The organism is Cohnella algarum, assembly GCF_016937515.1.
GTDB classification, from domain to species: Bacteria; Bacillota; Bacilli; order Paenibacillales; family Paenibacillaceae; genus Cohnella; species Cohnella algarum.
Map to the genome: position 1 here is coordinate 3,547,954 of NZ_JAFHKM010000002.1, position 14,207 is coordinate 3,562,160.

General features: G+C 63.8%; 15 protein-coding genes. All 15 read left to right on the forward strand.

The features are described from left to right. The first annotated feature begins 157 nt into the window (after positions 1-157). Complete coding sequence (locus tag JW799_RS15870) at positions 158-1,105, forward strand: class I SAM-dependent methyltransferase (protein WP_205430614.1); 948 nt, start codon at positions 158-160, stop codon at positions 1,103-1,105. Further along, a complete protein-coding gene (locus tag JW799_RS15875) occupies positions 1,095-1,418 on the forward strand; it encodes a hypothetical protein (protein WP_205430615.1) in 324 nt (107 codons plus the stop codon). The genes JW799_RS15870 and JW799_RS15875 overlap by 11 nt, the downstream gene beginning before the upstream one ends. Next, positions 1,399-3,324, forward strand: coding sequence for a motility associated factor glycosyltransferase family protein (locus JW799_RS15880; protein ID WP_205430616.1), 1,926 nt, complete (start codon positions 1,399-1,401; stop codon positions 3,322-3,324). The genes JW799_RS15875 and JW799_RS15880 overlap by 20 nt, the downstream gene beginning before the upstream one ends. Next, entirely contained in the window at positions 3,321-5,048 is a 1,728-nt protein-coding gene (locus tag JW799_RS15885; RefSeq protein ID WP_205430617.1) for a motility associated factor glycosyltransferase family protein, read from the forward strand. Before JW799_RS15880 ends, JW799_RS15885 begins: the two co-directional genes overlap by 4 nt. Then, a complete protein-coding gene (locus JW799_RS15890; protein ID WP_205430619.1) occupies positions 5,045-5,254 on the forward strand; it encodes a hypothetical protein in 210 nt (69 codons plus the stop codon). The genes JW799_RS15885 and JW799_RS15890 overlap by 4 nt, the downstream gene beginning before the upstream one ends. 36 nt (positions 5,255-5,290) lie before the next feature. Continuing rightward, on the forward strand, positions 5,291-6,343 hold the full coding sequence (locus JW799_RS15895) for an N-acetylneuraminate synthase family protein (protein WP_205430620.1): 1,053 nt from the start codon (positions 5,291-5,293) through the stop codon (positions 6,341-6,343). Continuing rightward, positions 6,340-7,503 (forward strand): UDP-N-acetylglucosamine 2-epimerase, encoded by a 1,164-nt coding sequence (neuC, locus tag JW799_RS15900; RefSeq protein WP_205430621.1) that lies wholly within the window; start codon positions 6,340-6,342, stop codon positions 7,501-7,503. Before JW799_RS15895 ends, neuC begins: the two co-directional genes overlap by 4 nt. A gap of 4 nt (positions 7,504-7,507) precedes the next feature. Then, on the forward strand, positions 7,508-8,455 hold the full coding sequence (locus JW799_RS15905; RefSeq protein ID WP_205430622.1) for an NAD(P)-dependent oxidoreductase: 948 nt from the start codon (positions 7,508-7,510) through the stop codon (positions 8,453-8,455). After that, positions 8,452-8,613 carry a hypothetical protein gene (locus tag JW799_RS15910; RefSeq protein ID WP_205430623.1) on the forward strand — a complete coding sequence of 54 codons (162 nt, stop codon included), beginning with the start codon at positions 8,452-8,454 and terminating at the stop codon, positions 8,611-8,613. The genes JW799_RS15905 and JW799_RS15910 overlap by 4 nt, the downstream gene beginning before the upstream one ends. Beyond that, positions 8,553-9,584, forward strand: a complete 1,032-nt coding sequence (locus JW799_RS15915) for a thiamine pyrophosphate-binding protein (RefSeq protein ID WP_205430624.1) — start codon at positions 8,553-8,555, stop codon at positions 9,582-9,584. The genes JW799_RS15910 and JW799_RS15915 overlap by 61 nt, the downstream gene beginning before the upstream one ends. Continuing rightward, on the forward strand, positions 9,494-10,159 hold the full coding sequence (locus tag JW799_RS15920; RefSeq protein ID WP_205430626.1) for a thiamine pyrophosphate-dependent enzyme: 666 nt from the start codon (positions 9,494-9,496) through the stop codon (positions 10,157-10,159). The genes JW799_RS15915 and JW799_RS15920 overlap by 91 nt, the downstream gene beginning before the upstream one ends. A 5-nt stretch (positions 10,160-10,164) precedes the next feature. Continuing rightward, positions 10,165-11,205: a Gfo/Idh/MocA family protein gene (locus JW799_RS15925; RefSeq protein ID WP_080834396.1), complete on the forward strand. Its 1,041-nt coding sequence runs from the start codon at positions 10,165-10,167 to the stop codon at positions 11,203-11,205. Beyond that, positions 11,192-11,917 carry an acylneuraminate cytidylyltransferase family protein gene (locus JW799_RS15930; protein ID WP_205430627.1) on the forward strand — a complete coding sequence of 242 codons (726 nt, stop codon included), beginning with the start codon at positions 11,192-11,194 and terminating at the stop codon, positions 11,915-11,917. The genes JW799_RS15925 and JW799_RS15930 overlap by 14 nt, the downstream gene beginning before the upstream one ends. Further along, positions 11,914-12,864: a class I SAM-dependent methyltransferase gene (locus tag JW799_RS15935; protein ID WP_205430628.1), complete on the forward strand. Its 951-nt coding sequence runs from the start codon at positions 11,914-11,916 to the stop codon at positions 12,862-12,864. The genes JW799_RS15930 and JW799_RS15935 overlap by 4 nt, the downstream gene beginning before the upstream one ends. Before the next feature lie 115 nt (positions 12,865-12,979). Further along, positions 12,980-14,068, forward strand: coding sequence for a mannose-1-phosphate guanylyltransferase (locus JW799_RS15940; protein WP_205430629.1), 1,089 nt, complete (start codon positions 12,980-12,982; stop codon positions 14,066-14,068). The last annotated feature ends 139 nt before the right edge of the window (positions 14,069-14,207 follow it).

Below are 14,207 nucleotides of genomic sequence, written 5' to 3' on the forward strand. Positions count from 1 at the left end.
CATCGAGGGACCGCCGCTTGCCGGCGGTCTTTTTCTGATGAGTCGAGGCGGTCACCTGTCCGGAGCCGCCGACATAAATTGATGGACGGACGTTTTTTTCGGTAACGGGCCGCGCGGGAAGGGCAAGCTCGGCTTCGGTTCAAGGAGGCAAAAGCAGATGGAGCTCGGAGAACATCCGCTCGGGGAAAATCCGCATAGCGCCGGCAGAGCCAAAGAATGGATTCGCCAAATCCGGAGCGACGCGGAGCAGCTCAAGGCGGTTTTGTGGTCGGCGGAGGAATGGAACGCGATCGGGAAAACGATGGAAATCTGGCAATCCCGGATGCAAAATCACCGCAACGATATTATCGAGCATTTGAATTGGTACAAAAATATCGGCTGGAAAACGTTTCTGCCGGACGCGGAGCAGTTCGAAGCCCGGGCGAACTTGGAAGCGACGGCGAAGGAAAAGGCCCGGCTTGCGGAATGGGTCGAGGGGAATGTGCGAATGTCCAATTTCTATTTGGCGTTCAAGCGGCAGCTTCCGGAAAGCAAATTGTTCGGGCTGCTCGCGCAATCCGGCCTTCCCGAAATCGGCCGGCTGTCCGTGCTGGACGCCTCCTGCGGAGACGGAACGTGGCTGCGGGCCTGCATCGGGCGCGGAGCGGAACCGAAGCGGCTCGCGGGAGTCGAATTGAGCCGGGAAGCGCTCGCGGAGGCAAGGCGGCAGTCGCCGCCCGGCGTCGCGTATGCGCATGCCGATCCGGACGATCTTCCGTTCGCCTCAGGGTCGTTCGATCTGATTTTGGCAGTCGGCTTGTTTATGCATATGCTGGACGACGGATTGCGGGCCGCGGCTGCCGGCGAGCTGATCAGATTGCTTGCCGACGGCGGCATGATCGTAACGTTCGACTTTCATTCGGGAACGGAAAAAGGACTCGAGCCGTACCTCCGCTATACGACGAAGGGGATGGATCCGGAGGAGCTCGGGCGTCTGTTTGCCGGGCTTGCGGTCGAATACGAGTATATGCCGCTCAGCGACAAGCATCCCGATTACGGATACGGCTTCGCGGCGATAAGGAAGTCCGTCGGGGAACGGGGGGAACCGGATGCGCATGAGTCGTGAACGGATGGAGCAAACGCTGGCGCAGTTGGAAACGGCGATATCTTCGTGCATCCAAGAATGGAAGCGGGATAACGACGAAACGGGCTACGAACGCTTTCTGCAGTCGCTTGACCTGCTGGAAGCGATGGCGGACGCCGCGGCCGCGGATGGCGGCAGCGAGCCTGCGAAGCTTGTCCCGCTCCTGACGAAGCTGCATGCCCATGTGCGGAACCGGGACATCGTCGCGATCGTCGACGAATTCGAATGGAGCCTCATTCCGTTTGTTCGGGATTGGCGAAAGGTTGTGACCGCAAATGCCGGAAATCCGGGTTGACGAAGACGAACATGGCGGCAACGGCGACGGATTATTCCGCCGCAACCTGGCGCTTCTTCAGGAACCGCTGCAGCGGCGGATTTTGCAGGCGGAGGCGGAGGAAGCGAACGGCCGGATCGAGGTGCTGCGGACAGCCTCGGGACTGCCGGTCGCGCGTTACGGGAGCGTAGACACGTCCGCGATGATCAACGGCGCCGATCCTCTCGGACAGGCGAAGGAATGGTGCGACCAAATTCCGCTCGAGCAGGTCGGCGCGCTATTCGTTTACGGCTGCGGCTTCGGGTATCCGCTGTTCGAAATTGCGACCCGGAAACATCCGGAGACGCTGGTGTTCGTATTCGAGCCCGATATCCGGCTGTTTGCCGCGATGCTTCGCGAGTTTCATCTGGAGCCTTGCCTTCGTTCGCGAAAATTCGCCTTTTTCGTCGGCCGCTACGAGGAATTCGCGCCGGAGTTCGAACGGCTGATGTCGTCCGACATTTTCCACGGGTGCACGGCTCCCACGCTTGCCTTCGCTCCCGGATCCAGGCTGATGAAACGCGAATGCTTCCGCATTCACGAACGGGTTTTCGAGTTTTTCATGCTGCAGCTGGAAAAAATGGGGAACGATCATTACGATTCCGTGCTCGGGTTTCATCAGATCGTCGACAATGTGGACGAAGTGCTCGAAAATCCGTACTTGAGCTGTTTGAAAGACCGGTTTGCGAACGTTCCGGCGTTCATTATCGCCAACGGCCCTTCGCTCGACCGGGCGATTCCGGCGTTGAAGGAAGCGTGCGGCAAAGCGCTTATCGTGGCCAGCGAATCCGCCGTCACCCCGCTGCTGCGCAACGGAATCGTGCCGGACGCGGTTTGCGTATCGGAACGCTCGGAGCGAAGCTATCGGCGTCATTTCGAGGGGAAGGCGTATCCGGGGGAGCTGGCGCTGCTCGGCATGGCCGTCATCGATCCGCGGATTTTTTCCTCGTTCAAGGGGCCGAAAATTCCCGTTTTTCGCAGTCTGGAATCGAACGGCTCGTTTTTCAACCAGATCGTGGGGGACGGCAGCGCGCTGTTCGGCGGGAAAAGCTCGGCGCATTTCGCCTTCGAAGCGGCTCTCTACATGGGGGCCGACCCGATCGCGCTCGTCGGGCAGGATTTGGCGTACGGCCGGGACGGATCGACGCACAGCGCCCAATCGGTGTACGCCGAGGCGGCGCACCGGGAGGCGGTGCAAAGGCTCCGGGAACAGCCGACCGTCCATTTGCCGAGCAACGACGGCCGGATGATTCCCTCGAACGCCATCTGGTACCAATTCAAGCTCATCTTCGAGCAGATGATCGCGGAACATCCGCGGGCGACGGTGATCAATACGACGGAAACGGGCGCCGCGATCGGCGGAACGGCCGTCGCCAAGCTTTCGGACGTCGTCAGGGCGTACTGCGGCGAGCCGCTGCGGGTCAAACCCCATGAAATCATAAACGAAGCCAAGCGTTCGCTCGACCGGGACGACCGAACCCGCAAGCGGGAGCGGCTGGCGATCGAGCTGGCCAAATACAGGGACGTATATCGTTCCCTGGAGCAGCGCATGGCGAAGCGGAAAAGCGGCTGCGAGCGGCTCGCCGAGGAAGCGCGAGCCGGCACGGACGCGCTCGTTCCGGGCTTCCGCCGCGAATACGAGCGAAACCGGAAGGAAATCATGCAATTTCTTTCGCCCGACATGCACATCCTTTACTTTCAGCAAGTCATCATGGCCGGATATTACAAATTGAACGCGCTCGGTCCGCCGTCTTCGCCGAACGCCTTCCGCAAGGCGTTCCTCGTTCAATACGAGACGTTCGAGCATCTGCGTTTCGTTTGCGAGAGCTTGGTCCGGAATATCGGGATCGCCCTCGGCAAGCTTGCGGACGGGGACGGACGAAAATGACGGCCTCGGAGCATCCGGACTTGAGGCGGAACGAAACGTTTGCCCGGAACGCGGCGTTTCTTCCGGCGCCGCTGCGGCGGCGCATCCTGGAAGCGGACCCGGAGGAAATCCGAAGCGGGATCGCCGTCGCCCGGTCCGAAGACGGGCATCCGGTCTGCAGCATGGCCGAAGGCGGCCGAACGTTTCGAATCAACAGCCTGCGGCCGCAGGACCAGGCGAAGCGCTGGTGCGGCCAAATTCCGTTCGGCGAGGTCGGCGCCCTGTTCGTATACGGCTGCGGCTTCGGCTACCCGCTGCTGGAAATCGCCGAACGAAAGGATCCGGACACGCTCGTTCTCGTGTTCGAGCGGAGCCTGCCCTTGTTCGCGGCGATGCTTGCCCACGTCGATCTGGAGCCGGTATTCCGCACGGGGAAGTTCGCCTTTTTCGTCGGGCGGCCGGATTCGTTTTCGCCGGAGTTCGCGCGGTTGATTTCGCAGCCGGAGCTGTTTTTTCTGACGGCGCCGACGCTTGCCTTCGCTCCGGAAGCGCGGCTGTTCAAGCGGGAATACGTTCAAATTCATGCGCGCGCGCTCGAACTGCTCGCCCTGCAAACGAAAAAAATCGGAAACGACCATTACGACTCCGTTCTCGGGTTCCGCCAGACGATCGCAAATTTGCCCGAAGTGCTGGGAAATCCGTACGCAAGCTGCCTGAAAGACAAGTTCAAGGGCGTACCGGCCTTCATTATCGCGAACGGCCCGTCGCTTGACAAGGACATTCCCGAATTGAAGCGGGCGGTCGGCAAAGCGCTTATCCTGTGCAGCGAATCGGCGATCGCGCCGCTGATGAAAAACGGGATCGTGCCCGATGCGATCTGCGTTTCGGAACGTTCGGAGAAAAGCTATCGGCGTCATTTCGAACGCGACCGGTATCCGGAAAAGCTGGCGCTGCTCGGTCTTTCGGTCATCGACCCGCGCATTTTCGCGTCTTTCGAAGGGCCGAAAATTCCGATTTTTCGCCGTTTCGATTCCGACAGCCGGCTCGTTAACGGGGCGATCGGGGACGGCAGCGCGTTTTTCGGCGGAAGAAGCTCGGCGCATCTCGCGTTCGAGGCCGCGGTGTACATGGGAGCGAATCCGGTCGTGCTGGTCGGGCAGGATCTCGCGTACGGCCCCGGCGGGGAGACGCACAGCAGGCAGTCGGTGTATGCGGAAGCTTCGCAGCGGGAAACGGTCGAACGCATCAAGGCGTCGCCGGACGTTTACTTGCGGGGCAACGACGGGCGAACGGTCCGTTCCAACGCGAAGTGGAACCATTTCAAGCTGATCTTCGCCGAGATGATCAAGGAAAATCCGCATGTCGCCGTGCTGAATGCGACGGAAGCGGGCGCCGTCATCAAGGGCGCGAAATACGCGCCGCTGGGGCGCGCGATCGACGCTTATTGCGCGAGGGACCTGCCGGTCGCTCTGCATGAGGTCGTTCGCGACGCGAAGCGGGCGGTGGACGTCGCAAGCCGAAAACGGAGGCTTGGGACGCTTCAGGTCGAGCTCGAAAAGTATGCGGCGATCTACGACGCGCTCGATTCGTTCTGCGCCCGGCAGCAGGAGCGGTGCGAGCGGCGGATCGGGGGCCGGAAGCCGGACCCGATTCCGTCTCCGCCTCCCAAGGCGAACGGCGGGGCGAATCCGCCGACTTCGCGCTCGAAGCGCTGCCGCTGTTTCTGGATCCGCACCTGCATATGACGTATTTTCAACAGGCGCTGTTCGCCGGCCTTCACCCCTTGAACGAGCTCGGGCCCGCCCGTTCCCGGGAAAAGCGCGACGCTTCGCTGGGCATGCAGGCCGAACTTTTCGGCTGGCTTGGTTTGGTGTGCCGAAGCCTTGCCTCCCATTTTCGCGACGCGGCCGGAAGCATCCGCTCATGGAGAGACGGCATGCCGCCGGAATGAATAAGATAGGATGCGAAAGGAACGGGGGAGATCAGGGTGACAAATCCGCCTTCTATCCTGCGGGACGCATGCCTTGTCGTGGCGGAAATCGCGCAGGCGCACGACGGCAGCCTCGGCACGGCGCACGCGCTGATCGACGCGGCGGCCGAGGCCGGCGCGGACGCCGTCAAATTCCAGACGCATATCGCCTCGGAGGAGAGCACGTCCCGCGAGCCGTGGAGGGTCAAGTTCAGCCGGCAGGACGCCACCCGCTACGATTATTGGAAACGGATGGAGTTTACGAAGGAGCAATGGAGGGGACTGAAGGCGCACGCGGAGGAGCGGGGGCTGATCTTCTTCAGTTCGCCGTTCTCGCCGCTTGCGGTCGATTGGCTGGAGGAGCTCGGCGTTCCGTTCTGGAAGGTGGCTTCCGGCGAAATCGCGAACAAGCCGTTGATCGATCGGATGCTGCGAACGGGCAAGCCGATGCTGGTGTCGACCGGCATGTGCACGCTGGAGGAGCTGGACGCGTGCGTCGGCCGGATCCGGGAGGCGGGCGGCGAGGTCGTCGTCTTTCAGTGCACGTCCGAATATCCGTGTCCGCCGGAGCGCGTCGGCCTGAATCTGCTCTCTTTTTACCGGGAGCGGTATGGCTGCCCGGTCGGCCTGTCCGACCATTCGGGCGAAATCTATCCGGGCCTGGCGGCCGCCTGGCTTGGCGCCTCGATGATCGAGGTGCACCTCACGCTGTCCAAGCGCGCGTTCGGACCGGACGTGCCGGCTTCGCTGACGCCGGAGCGGCTGAGGCAGCTCGCGGAGGGCGTCAAGTTCATGCGAAGGATGCGGGACTCTCCGGTCGATAAGGAAACGGCGGCCGGCCGGCTCGGGGATCTGCGGGCGATTTTTTACCGCAGCCTCGTGGCCCGATCGGACCTGAAGGCGGGCACGGTGCTTACGGAGGACATGATCGCCGTCAAAAAGCCGGGAGGCGGCCTTTCGCCGGACCGTCTGGGCGAGCTGATCGGCAAAAGGCTGCGGCGCTCCGTGCCCGCCGATCATCCGTTCGGCGAGTCCGATTTTGCGGCGGAAGAGGAGGGCGACGGGCGTTGAACATTTGCGTGGTTTTGGTGGACCGCGCCAATTATGGCCGCTTGAAGCCGGTCATGGCCGAGCTGCGGACGCGTCCCGGCGTCCGGATGCAGGTCGTCTGCGCCGGAACGATGCTGCTCGACCGGTTCGGCAAGGCGAAGCAGGTCGTGGAAGCGGACGGTTTTCCGATTGACGAAGAGGTGTATCTGGAAATCGACGGTTCGCTGCCCGCCACGATGACGAAATCGATCGGACTCGGCATTATCGAGTTTTCCAGCGTTTTTCGCAAGCTTGATCCCGATTTCGTCCTGCTGATCGGCGACCGGTACGAGGCGCTCGCGGCCGCCATCGCCGCCGTGTACCAGAATCTGTGCCTCATCCATCTGCAGGGCGGAGAAGTGACCGGTTCGATCGACGAGGCGACGCGCCATGCGATCACGAAGCTCGCCCATTATCATTTTCCGGCCACGAGGCGCTCGGGGCGGTACATCGTCCGGATGGGGGAACGGCCGGAGACGGTGTTTCCGCTCGGCTGCCCGAGCGCGGACGTCGTCGCGGCCGCTTCCGGGGACGTGCCGGCCGAGCGCATCGCCGCCGCGGGCGTCGGGGCGGAAATCGACTTCGGCAAGCCGTATCTGCTGACGCTGTTCCATCCCGTCACGACCGAATTCGCCGCGGCGGAAGATCAGATGAACGAGCTGCTGGCGGCCGTCAAGGAGACGGGCATGCAAATCGTGCTGCTGTGGCCGAACATCGACGCGGGCGCGGATTCCGTTTCCGGCGCGATCCGCCGGTTTCGCGAATTCAACCGCGACGTTCCGCTGCACGCGTTCAAAAATTTCGAACCCGAGAACTACGTTCCGCTGCTGCGGCAGGCGGCCTGTTGCGTCGGCAATTCCTCCAGCTTCGTCCGGGAGGCTTCCTTCCTCGGGACGCCGGTCGTGCTGGTCGGCTCCAGGCAGGACGGGAGGGAGTGGAGCGGGGCGGTAAAGCGGGTAGAGCCGATCCGGGAGGCGATCGCGGAGGCGATTGCCGCGCAGCTCGCCCACGGGCGATATCCGCCAAGCGGCTTGTACGGCAAGCCCGGCGTGTCGGCGCGGATCGCGGACAAAATCGCGACGCTGCGCCCGTACGGCCAAAAAAGGCTGGCGTACGGAAAAGAAAAGGCGACGGGGGTGTGATCGATTGAAGCGGTTGGTGTACAGCGGACCGCCCGAAACCGTCGGCATCGTGGAGAAGGAGATGAACGGGCGATTCGAGGTTGTCGCTCCCGGCGAGGAACCGGAATCGCTGCTTCCGGAAATTGAGCGGTGCGCGGTGTTTCTGGACGCCTCGATGAAGACGAGGCTGACCGAGGAAACGATCGCGAAGGCAAAGGCGCTTGAGCTGGTCGCGACGGCGACGACCGGGGCGACCCATATCGACGCCGAGGCGCTGCGGCGGCGGGGCATCCCGCTTCTGACGCTGAAAGGGCAAACGGAGTTCCTGCGCGAGCTGACGCCGGCGGCCGAGCATTCGTGGCTGCTCCTGCTCGCGTGCGCCAGACGGCTGCGCGGCGCGATCGAAGGAACGCTGCGCGGCGAATGGAACCGGCAGCGTTATCCGGGCGTCATGCTGCGCGGCAAAACGCTCGGCATCGTCGGCATGGGCCGCATCGGCACCTGGATGGCGAAGTACGCGGATGCGTTCGGGATGAAGGTCGTCGCCTACGACCCGTATGCGGACGAATTTCCGCCGCGGACGGAACGGGCCGGGTTGGACCGGCTGCTGGCCGTATCGGATTTCGTCAGCGTTCACGTTCACGTGACGGAGGAGACGAAAGGGCTGCTGAGCGCGGACAAAATATCGGGCATGAAGCCGGGTGCGGTCCTGATCAACACGTCGCGCGGCGAGGTGGTCGACGAGCGGGCGCTGCTCGAGGCGCTCCGCTCGGGCAAGCTTGCCGCGGCCGGGCTCGACGTGCTGGCGGACGAACCGGACATCGGCCGGAGCGAGCTGTGGCAATACGCCCGGCAATCGGAGCGTATGATCGTTACCCCGCATATCGGGGGCTACTGTCCGGAGACGGTCGAGCGGGCCGTCGCGTTCGCCTGCGGGCGCATCCGCGATTACTGCGAAGGAGGCGCGCCATGAGCGAGCTGGCCCGCCGGCTCGCCGGGGAGCTGGTCCGCGCGGGTGTCCGGCACGCCTTCGGCGTCGCCGGCAGCGGGATCAGCTACGATCTGATCGCGTGCCTCCGGAGCTCGGCGTTCCGTACTATCCGGCCGCCCACGAAGCGGCCGCCGCGCTGATGGCCGGGGCGTGCGGCCGGGACGGCCGGCTGCGGGCGGCGGCGATCGGCATTAAAGGGCCGGGACTTGCGAATTTCGTCCCGGGCATGCTCGCCAACCGGTACGAGGCGAGGGCCGCGCTTACGGCGAGCGAATCGTATCCGTCCGCCGCCCCGGCTTACGCCATGCACAAGCGGGCCGACCATGCCGCGCTGGCAAGCGCGGCCGCGAAAGGGTATGCCCGGCTGGACCGCGAGCTTCGCGTCGTCGGATCGCTTGCCGAGCTCGCCGCCCGGGAGACGCCGGGTCCGGTCCATCTGGACATCGCCGAAGAGCCGGAAGACGCGGCCGGGGTCCGTTGCTTTTCGGCCGTCGATTCGGGCCTGCCGGCTTGCGGCGAACCGGGCGAACCGGGCGAAGCGGCCGGATCGGACGGCGGGAGGCGGGCGCTGGAGCGCGCGCTCGAAGCCGTTCGGCGCTCGGAGAGGCCGGCGATCGTTCTCGGCTCGGTGGCGGCCCGGCGGCTCGGTTCGTTCCGCTGGGACCGAATCGGCGTGCCGGTGCTGACGACGGCGGCCGCCAAAGGGTGCGTCGACGAGCGGAGCGATTTTTACGGCGGCATCGTCACCGGAGAAATCGCGAAGCTGTCGCCGGAGCGAAACGTTCTGCGGGAAGCGGACCTCGTCGTCGGCATCGGCCTCCGAAATACGGAGGTCGTTCGCACGGCGCTGACCGAAGCCGAAATCGTGATCGCGGACCATGCCGCTCCCGGGCTGAACGCGGGCTTCGGGGCGTCGGCCGTCGCGCATCCGGACGATCTGGAAGCCGCGTGCGCGGAGCTGGCGGAGGCCCTTTCCGCCAAAAGCTGGGGGCGGAGTATCTCCGGACCTACTGGCGGGACGTGGACCGCGAGCTGTTTCGCGGCTCGTGGCTTCCGGCGGCCGCGCTGCGCGAAACGCAGGAGCGGCTGGAAGGCAAGGAAACGATTCTGACGGCGGACACGGGACTGTTCTGCACCGTCGCCGAAACGGTATGGAAGGCGCGACGGCCTTTCGAATATTGCGGCAGCGGCAACGGCCGGTTCATGGGCATTTCGGTGCCTTCCGCCATCGGCCTGGCCGTCGCCCATCCGAACGCGACGGTCGTTTGCGTCGCCGGCGACGGCGGCATCCGCCCTTATCTGGCCGAGCTGAAGCTGGCCGTCGCCTGCAAGCTCAGGCTTGTCGTGCTGTACATGACCGACGGGGGGTACGGCTCGATCCGGCGGGCGACGGCATCCCGAACGGTCGGCGGCGTCCCGACGGGCGGCCGTCCGGAAACCGGCCGTCCGGAAACCGGCCGTCCGGGAGCCGGCATGCCGCCGGGCGGACACCCGGCGGAAATCGCCGATTCGAGCTGGTACCGGCCGATGGCCGCGCTCGGCTGGGAAGCGGCGCGGGCGGAGAGCGTCCGGCAGCTGCGGCGGGCGCTTGCGCGAATCGACCCGGACCGGATGGAGGCTCCGTTTTTTTTGGAATTGGCGTTCGACAAGGCCCGATATACGTCGATGACGGTAAATTTGAGGTGAAAAAAATGCCTGCCAAGCATATTCTAGTTCTCGGTGCCGGATCGGTCGGCAAGCGGCACTTGCGCAACTTCGCTTCCTTGGGCTGCCGCGTATCCGCCATGGACCCCCGCCGGGACCGGCTGGACGAAGCGGGGAAAGAGACGGAGCTCGCGCACGCTTTCGCCGCCTTGGACGAGGCGTGGCGCGCGGACGATTTCGATGCCGTCGTCATCGCCTCGCCTCCCGCCTTCCATGTCGACCAATGCCTGCAATGCCTGCAGCGGGGCAAGCCGGTGCTGCTGGAAAAGCCGCTCTCCCCGTCGCTTGCCGATGCGCGGCGGCTCCCGGCTTCGGATGCGGGCCGTCCGGCGTCCCCCGCCCTGCTGATCGGCTACACGTACCGGTGGTGGGCCTCGATCGTCCATTTGCGCGACATGCTTCGCGGCGGGGCGATCGGCAAGCCGCTGTACGCCGATTTCGTCATGAGCGCCCATCTCGCCGATTGGCATCCGTGGGAGCCCTATCAGCAGTTTTTTATGGCCAGCGAGAAGCTGGGCGGCGGCGCCCTGCTCGACGAGAGCCACTTCATCGATTTGCTCGTCTGGCTTTTCGGCATGCCGAAAAGCGTATACGCCAACGTCGAGCGCATCAGCTCGCTTGAAATCGAAACCGACGATCATGTGGACATTTTGGCATCATACGACTGGAGCTTTCGCGCGCGAATCCATTTGGATCTGTACGGGCGGCCGCACGAGAAAACGATTCGGATCGTCGGCGAGAGCGGAACGCTCGTCTGGACGTTCGAACCGGATGCCGTCCGCATCGGGCTCGGGGCCGGGCCGGACTGGAAGGAAATCCGCTTCGGCCATGAGCGGAACGAGATGTTTCTGCGGCTTGCCGGGCATTTTCTGGATATCGTCCGCGGAGACGCCGAGCCGGCGTGCGCGCTTCGGGACGGGCTTAACGTCATGGAGGTCGTCGAGGCGTGCCGGCAAAGCTCGCGAAGCGGCCGCTCCGCGGAGCTTCGTTCCGTCGGGAAGGACGGTGAAAGCTATGTATCTGAATAAAAGCGTCATCGCCATCGTTCCGGCGCGCAGCGGAAGCAAAGGCATTCCCGGCAAAAACATGCGCAAGCTGTCGGGACTTACGCTTATCGGCCATGCGGGAACATGCCTGAGCCGGCTGCCGTGGCTCGATGCCAAGGTGATTTCGTCCGATTGTCCGGCATACATCGAGGAAGGCGGACGTTACGGGCTTGACGCCCCATTCGTTCGCCCCGCCGAATTGAGCGGGGATACGGCCGGGGCGGTGGAGACGGCCGTTCATGCGCTGGCGGAAGCCGAAAGGGCGTACGGCCGAACCTACGACGTCGTGCTGCTGATCGAGCCGACGAGTCCGCTGCGGGAGGCCGAGGACGTGGAGCGGGCGACGGAGCTGCTCATCCGCTCGCAGGCGGATTCGGTCGTGACGGTGAGCGCGCTGCCGTCCAAATTCCATCCGCGGAAAATATTCGGCCTGGACGGAGGCAAGCTTGCGTTTTACGAGCGGGACGGCGCCGAAATCGCCTATCGGCAGGCGCTGGACGACAAGTACTGGCGCAACGGCGTTTGCTACGCGCTGACGAGGGATTGCCTTTTGAACAAGCGAAAAATCGTGACGGATCGCACGCTGCCGCTTCCGATCGGTCGCGAGGTCGTCAATATCGACGAGCCCGTCGAGCTCGAATGGGCGGATTTTTTGCTTCGCAAGCGCGGAAAAAAGGAGGCGAGGCGCCGATGAACTGTCCGTTATGCGGACAAAAGGAGCCGCAAATGCTGACCGACCGCCTGCGGAACGGGGAACCGCTCCGCGTCTTGTACTGCCCGGATTGCGACGCGGGCTATCTCGAAGACCGGAAAACCGGCGACGAGCTGAAGGCGTACTATCGGGACGCGTACAGGAAAGAATACAAGCCGGATTTGCGCAAACAGGCGGATGCCGGCCGGCTGTTCGACATCGCCGCCCGGTTCCAGGAGGACAGGATCGCGCGGATCGAGCGCTACTTGCGCAAGGAAGCGTCCGTTTTGGACGTAGGCTGCTCGTCGGGCGCTTTTTTGTACCGGATCAAGGACAAGGTCCAGGCGTTGGCCGGCGTCGAGCCGGATCCGGAGGCGGCCCGCTTTGCGTCGCGCGCGTGCGGCTGCCCGGTTTATGCGGGCTATTTGCCCGAGACGCCGCTGCCGAAAGGCTCGTTCGACGTCGTCTGCTCCTTTCAGGTAATGGAGCATGTCGAGGACCCGCTGGCGTTTTTGCTGCAAATGAAAGAGTACGTGAAGGATGACGGGGTTTTGTGCGTCGAAGTGCCGAATTTGCGGGATGCGCTTGTCTCGGCGTTCGAGCTGCCGAACTACAGGCGTTTCTATTTTCGCAGCGCCCACCTGTTCTACTTCGGCGATCGCGGCTTGCGGCTGCTGATGGAACGGGCGGGGCTCGAGGGCGACGTCTTTTATTCGCAGGACTATCACTTTGTCAATCACATGAACTGGGCGCTGAGCGACAAGCCCCAGCCGAGCGCGGAGGACGGCATGGGGGAGCCGGCCTTTCCGCTGCGGCGGGATGCCGATCCGGATGCCGGGGCCAGGCTGAACGGCTTCTTGCGCAGGGTGAACCGGGAGTACAAGGCGCTGCTGGAAGAGCTCGGCATAACGTCGAAAATCGGTTTCATCGCCCGCAAAAAGCGGGATTGACCGGAAGCGCCCGCCGCTGTCCGATCGGGAAAAGGGCGCTTCGGCCGCGCTCATCCGGGGAGAAGTCCAAGCCGGTCCCGTCCCCCTTTCATAGAATAGCCAAGGGGTGATACGGATGAATGCGGTAATTATGGCCGGCGGAAAAGGCAACCGGTTCTGGCCGAGAAGCGTCGAGGCCAAGCCGAAGCAGTTTCTGGAGCTGACGGCGAGCGGAGAAACGATGCTGCAGGTAACGTACCGGCGCCTTCGTTCGTGGCTGCCGAGCGAGAACATTTACGTCTCCACCGCGCAAAAATACGTTTCGCTCGTTCGCGAGCAATTGCCCGGCATCGACGAGAAAAGGATGATCGTAGAGCCGGAGCAGCGGGATACCGCTCCCGGCATCGCGCTGGTCGCGCTCTCCTTCTTGGCTCGGGGCAACGGCGACGTGTTCGCGACGATTCCGTCCGACCATCATATCGGGGACGAGAAGGCGCTCGGCGCCGCTCTCCGCCAGGCCGCCTCCGTGGCGGAGGAAGAGGGAGCGATCGTGACGCTCGGGGTTGCGCCGACCCGCCCGGAGACGGGCTACGGCTATATCCGCGCGTCGGAATTGCCGGGCGGGAACGGCGTCTTCAAAGTTTCTTCCTTTATCGAAAAGCCGGACGCGGCAACGGCCGAGAAGCTGGTCCGGCAACGCCATGTATTTTGGAACAGCGGCATTTTCGTCTGGAAGCCGTCGACCGTCGCGCATTATATGGCGAAATTTCAGCCGGACATGTGGACTGCGCTTAACGAAGGGACAGACCGGCTGGACGCCGTCTACAAGGGTTTGCCCGGCCTATCGGTCGATTACGCGATCTTGGAAAAAGCCGACCGCATTTATATGATTCCCGCCCGGTTCGAGTGGGATGACGTGGGCAGCTGGACGTCGCTGGAACGGGTTCGGGTTCCCGATGCCGACGGCAACGTCAAGGAAGGCTTCGTGGAAACGGTGGACAGCCGGAACAACATCGTGTTCTCCGAAAGCGCCCGCACGATCGTCATCGGGGCCAGCGATCTGATCGTCGTATCGACGGCGGACGGACTGCTGGTCTGTCACAAGTCGAGGGAGCAGAGCATCAAGACAGTGCTGCAGAGCTTGAAGAGCAAAGGGGACGGCGGGGACAGCGAGGACGGCGAGAACAGCGAGAACAGCGAGAACAGCGAGAACAGCGGGACCTGAAGCCCGGCGGGCCGGAGCTTCCGCCTTTTCGGCACAAACGGGAACGAGGCGGGACAGGCTTTGGGCGGGCCGGCTTGGAAGCATCCGCACGGAGTAGACGCAAGCGGCGTCAGGTTCGCTGCGTATGGGGGACCCGGCG

Bases quoted from the DNA above. Each gene is read 5' to 3' on its own strand.
- JW799_RS15910 (WP_205430623.1), top strand. From the start codon at position 8,452: ATGAGCGAGCTGGCCCGCCGGCTCGCCGGGGAGCTGGTCCGCGCGGGT.
- JW799_RS15870 (WP_205430614.1), top strand. From the start codon at position 158: ATGGAGCTCGGAGAACATCCGCTCGGGGAAAATCCGCATAGCGCCGGC.
- JW799_RS15940 (WP_205430629.1), top strand. From the start codon at position 12,980: ATGAATGCGGTAATTATGGCCGGCGGAAAAGGCAACCGGTTCTGGCCG.
- JW799_RS15890 (WP_205430619.1), top strand. From the start codon at position 5,045: ATGACGTATTTTCAACAGGCGCTGTTCGCCGGCCTTCACCCCTTGAAC.
- JW799_RS15925 (WP_080834396.1), top strand. From the start codon at position 10,165: ATGCCTGCCAAGCATATTCTAGTTCTCGGTGCCGGATCGGTCGGCAAG.
- JW799_RS15885 (WP_205430617.1), top strand. From the start codon at position 3,321: ATGACGGCCTCGGAGCATCCGGACTTGAGGCGGAACGAAACGTTTGCC.
- JW799_RS15935 (WP_205430628.1), top strand. From the start codon at position 11,914: ATGAACTGTCCGTTATGCGGACAAAAGGAGCCGCAAATGCTGACCGAC.
- JW799_RS15930 (WP_205430627.1), top strand. From the start codon at position 11,192: ATGTATCTGAATAAAAGCGTCATCGCCATCGTTCCGGCGCGCAGCGGA.
- JW799_RS15880 (WP_205430616.1), top strand. From the start codon at position 1,399: ATGCCGGAAATCCGGGTTGACGAAGACGAACATGGCGGCAACGGCGAC.
- JW799_RS15875 (WP_205430615.1), top strand. From the start codon at position 1,095: ATGAGTCGTGAACGGATGGAGCAAACGCTGGCGCAGTTGGAAACGGCG.